Source organism: Streptomyces omiyaensis (assembly GCF_014650895.1).
Classification (GTDB): Bacteria; Actinomycetota; Actinomycetes; order Streptomycetales; family Streptomycetaceae; genus Streptomyces; species Streptomyces omiyaensis.
On sequence record NZ_BMVV01000067.1, the window covers coordinates 1 to 4,060 of the forward strand.

Consider the following 4,060-nt stretch of genomic DNA (forward strand, 5'->3'; position numbering starts at 1 on the left):
CTCACCACCTGCACCCCCGAGTTCACCAGCACCTACCGCATGATCGTCTGGGGAAAGCTCGTCGAGGAACGACCACGCAGCAAGGGCAAACCCGCCGCACTCGTGGGCTGACCGCGTCCGGGGCTCACGCCGCCGGCCGCGGCGCCTCCAGTTTGACGCCGACGTGCCGGACCGTGTGGAGGTAGCGGGGCCGGGCCGCCGTCTCCCCGAGCTTGCGCCGCAGCCACGACAGGTGCACGTCGACGGTGCGCTCCCCGCCGTACCTCCGCAGCCACACCTGGGTGAAGAGTTCGCCGCGCGCCACCACGACGCCGGGGCGCCGGGCCAGGAAGGCGAGGAGGTCGAACTCCTTCTGCGTCAGGTCGAGGACGTCGCCGTCGAGGAAGGCCTCGCGGCGCGCGGCGTCCACGACGAGCCCGCCCACCCGCAGGACGTCCGCGTACCCGCCCCCGGCGGCGGAGGCCGCCCGGCGCAGGACGGCGGTCATGCGCGCGATGAGGTGCTCGACGGAGAAGGGCTTGACCAGGTAGTCGTCGGCCCCGACGCCCAGCACGCGCACGATCTCGCGCTCGTCGGCGCGGGCGGTGGCGACGACGACCGGGATGTCCGAGACGGTCCGGAGCATCCGGAGCATCTCCAGGCCGTCGAGGTCGGGGAGGCCCAGGTCGAGGACCATCAGGTCGAACCGTTCGTCCAGGACGGCGCGGAGCGCGTCCAGCCCCGTCCCGCACTCCCGCACGGTGTACGAGGCACCGGCGAGGCACCGTTGCAGGGCGGACCGGACGGACACGTCGTCCTCGACGAGAAGCACCTTTGCCATGCGGGGCACGCTACGGGATGAACATGTCGGGCCATGTGCCGGGGCGGTCGTACACATGTGCCACATGACGGGAGGGGTCGGCCGCCCCGTGCTGCGGGGACCGCCGCCCCCGCCTCCTCGTTAAGGGTCTTTAAGGCATCGGAAAGCCCGTTTTAACCGCCGCCGCGCACCGCGTGGGGGAGGATGGCATGTGCCACGGCTCGCACGGCCGCGGTCACGACGACGCCCCTCGAGGAGGGTGGTGCAACGAGAAGAAGCCGCCGCGTTCCCGCCCTCACGGGCACGGGGACACGACGGCGGGAAAGGCCCCGGAAAGGGCAGGTGCCCTATTTCGCCGGGACGGCGGCGGTGTAGAGGACGGAGGACCCTTGCTTGCTGCGGCGCGCCTGCCCCTTCGCGACCAGGTTCTCCAGGGAGGTGCGCACGACCGTGGTCTGGATGTGGCGGTCGCGGTGCTCCGCGCTGAGCGCGGCCGTGATCTCCGAGGCGGAACAGGGAGCGCCGCCGGCGGCGAGGTGATTGCGGATCAGTTCGACCAGCGTGATCCTGCCCGCACCGGAGGCCTTTCCGCCCTTTCCGTTCTTTCCGCCCTTCTGCCGGGGGACGTTCCGGCCGGGAAGCGGCGTCTCGGCGCTCAGCGCCTTCCGGATGTTCAGCAGAACGCCGTGGTCGTGCTCGAGCGCGTCGAGTTCGGCCGTGAGGCGGGCGATTTCGCCGCGGATCCGCTCCTGCTCCTCCGCGTTGCGCTCGAGGTCGCCGGCGACCTTGCTGCTGTACGCGGACGTGAGTTCTGTTTCTCCCGGCATGCTTCTCTCTCTGCCAAATGAACGGTGGGGACCCCTCCGAGCCGACGGTTCGCACCACATCGCCGACGGCCTTGGCCGACGACCACTCTAAGGCATGGGCCCCACACCCAGGGATTTCGCTGTCTCCATGCCATGAGGCATTTCTATTGGTCATTCGACCAATTCCAGACGGTGTCATGACGCCATAAACAAAGACGCCCGCGTTCTCCGCTTCCGCGCCCCGGCGGCGGAGCGAACGGACCGGCAGGAAGAAATCAGCGGTGAACTTCGACGACAGCCAGAACCCGGTCTCCGCCGGGGCGACGACCCTTCCGCCCCTGCCCCGCGCGGGAGTGGCGGACCTCCTTCCCGACGCCGTGCTGATCGTGGACGACAACGGGACCGTGGTCGGTGCGAACCTGGCGGCGGCGGCCCTGCTCGGCCGCGAGCGGCACGCGGTCGAGGGCCGGGGCGTCCTGGACTTCCTCCCCGCCTTCGACTGGAACCTGACCCGGGTGCCGCCGGACGCCGGACACCCCGGGGGCACGCGCACCGCCCGGCACCGGACCACCGGCCGGACCGCCGACGGCAGGACCTTCGCCGCCGAGATCGGCACCGTCCTGCTCGACCGGCACACCCTCCACGACGGCATCCCCTACGGCGCCTCGCTGGTCATCGCGGTGAGGGACGTCACCCCCGCCGAGGACGCCCGGGCGGAGCTCACCCGCGCCCTGCTCCAGGCCGAGGCCGTCCTGCGCACCGCCGACGAGGCGCTCATCGGGACCGACGCCGAGGGCAGGATCGACCTGGTCAACCCGGCCGCCGCCCGGCTGCTCGGCGGGAAGGCCGCGGAGCTGGGCGGCCACGAGCTGCGGACCCGGCTCGTCCACCTCGGGCCCGACGGCGAACCCCTCCCCGCCGAGGACACCCCTCTGTCGCGGGCGCTCCGCACCGGCCGCGCGAGCCGGCTCCCGGCCCAGGAGCTGAGGACGGGCGACGGCGTCCGGCTGACCGCGGACGTCGCCGTCCGGCCGGTCACCGAGCGCGGGGAGGTCGTCGGGGCGGTGGTCGCGCTCACCGACCGCCGGCCCTACGAGCGGCTCGCCGACGAGCACGCGGCCGCGCAGACCCGGCTCCTGCGGCACCACCGGGCCGAACTCGAAGCCCAGCGGGAGCGGACCGCACGGGCCGCCGAGCACGGCCGCGCGCTCACCGACTTCCTCGCCGGCCCCCTCATGGGGGCGCTCCACCACCTGCACACCGAGCTGAGCCGGCTCGCCGGGGACCCCTCCCGCCCCCTGTGGCCCGAGGCGGCCGTCAGCCTCGACGCCCTCGCCGGCGACCTGCGCATGACCATGGCCCTGGCGCACACCCGCGCCCGGCCGTCCGGGCCGGACGGCCCGCCGAGGGGGCCGCGGCGGCGCACGGTGCTCATCGACGACGTGGTGCGGGCCGGCGTGCGGGACGGCGCTGCGGGCGGCGGGGAACCGTCGGAGGACCCCGGCCGGCCCACCGGACGCCACCGCGCCCTGCCGGCGGCCGTGCCCGCGGTGCCGTCCTCCCCCGCCGTGGACTGACACACATACCGCGCGCGCCGGTGCGCGGACGAGAATATGGCACCTCATGCCTGTCTGAGCATGGCCTCAAGACACCCTTAAAGATCCTCCGCCGGGACCCGCGCGACCCCTTCATGCCATCGACGGATGGTTAGGTGGCCACCACCCCCTCCCGGTTCCGCGGCCCGGAAAGGAAACGTCGCCATGGACCTGCCCCTCCCCCGAGGCACCGCCCGCCTCGCCGCCGTTCTCGACGCCCTCCCCGACGGTCTCGTGCTCGTCGACCACGACGGCACGGTCGTCCACGCCAACACCCGCGCCCACCGCATGTTCACGGCCCCCGGCATCCCCCTCGCCGGACGCCCGCTGCGCGGGATGCTGCCCTCCTTCGACCCGCGTCCCGGCGGCGCCGGCACGGACCGCCGGTCCGTGCCGGCCCGGACGACCGCCCGGCGCACGGACGGCGGCGCGTTCCCCGTCGAGGTGACCCGCACCGGCCTGGCGCCGGAGGACGCGACCGGGGCGCACGACGCGCTGCTGGTCCTCGTCGTGCGCGACCTCACCGGCACCCTCGACACCGAGGCCGAGCTGGCCCGCTCGCAGCGGCAGACCGAGATGATCCTGCGGGCCGCCGCCGAGGGCGTCGTCGGCACCGACACCGACGGCCGGGTCGTCCTCGTCAACCCCGCCTTCGCACAGATCCTCGGCTACCGCGCCGACGAGCTCGACGGGGCCGAGCTGCACCCGCTGATCCTCGCCAAGCGCGCCGACGGCACCCCGTTCCCGTACGAGGACTCGCCGCTCGCCGACACCCTCAAGTCCGGCCGCAAGCACCGCGTGCGCGGCCAGGTCCTGTGGTCCAAGGCCGGCGAGCGGGTCCCGGTCGACCTCACGACCGC

At 73.6% G+C, this 4,060-nt stretch carries 4 protein-coding genes and 1 pseudogene; 3 read left to right on the forward strand and 2 right to left on the reverse strand.

Translation table 11 applies throughout. The features are described 5' to 3' along the window. Positions 1 to 111, forward strand: a pseudogene (locus IE287_RS37925) (class E sortase); the annotation flags it as partial. Between the two features lie 13 nt (positions 112 to 124). Here the strand turns inward: IE287_RS37925 and IE287_RS37930 are convergent. Both IE287_RS37930 and IE287_RS37935 read right to left on the reverse strand, forming a co-directional pair. Further along, positions 125 to 820 (reverse strand): response regulator transcription factor, encoded by a 696-nt coding sequence (locus IE287_RS37930; protein WP_189853984.1) that lies wholly within the window; start codon positions 818 to 820, stop codon positions 125 to 127. A gap of 326 nt (positions 821 to 1,146) precedes the next feature. Then, positions 1,147 to 1,626 (reverse strand): BlaI/MecI/CopY family transcriptional regulator, encoded by a 480-nt coding sequence (locus IE287_RS37935; RefSeq protein ID WP_189853985.1) that lies wholly within the window; start codon positions 1,624 to 1,626, stop codon positions 1,147 to 1,149. Positions 1,627 to 1,886: 260 nt separating this feature from the next. On the opposite strand from IE287_RS37935, the gene IE287_RS37940 reads away from it, so the two are divergent. Together IE287_RS37940 and IE287_RS37945 are read left to right on the forward strand one after the other, a co-directional pair. After that, positions 1,887 to 3,182: a PAS domain-containing protein gene (locus IE287_RS37940; protein ID WP_189853986.1), complete on the forward strand. Its 1,296-nt coding sequence runs from the start codon at positions 1,887 to 1,889 to the stop codon at positions 3,180 to 3,182. A gap of 183 nt (positions 3,183 to 3,365) precedes the next feature. Next, a partial coding sequence (locus IE287_RS37945) for a PAS domain-containing protein (RefSeq protein WP_189853987.1) occupies positions 3,366 to 4,060 on the forward strand: 695 nt, incomplete at its 3' end.

Bases quoted from the DNA above. Each gene is read 5' to 3' on its own strand.
- IE287_RS37930 (WP_189853984.1), bottom strand. From the start codon at position 820: ATGGCAAAGGTGCTTCTCGTCGAGGACGACGTGTCCGTCCGGTCCGCC.
- IE287_RS37935 (WP_189853985.1), bottom strand. From the start codon at position 1,626: ATGCCGGGAGAAACAGAACTCACGTCCGCGTACAGCAGCAAGGTCGCC.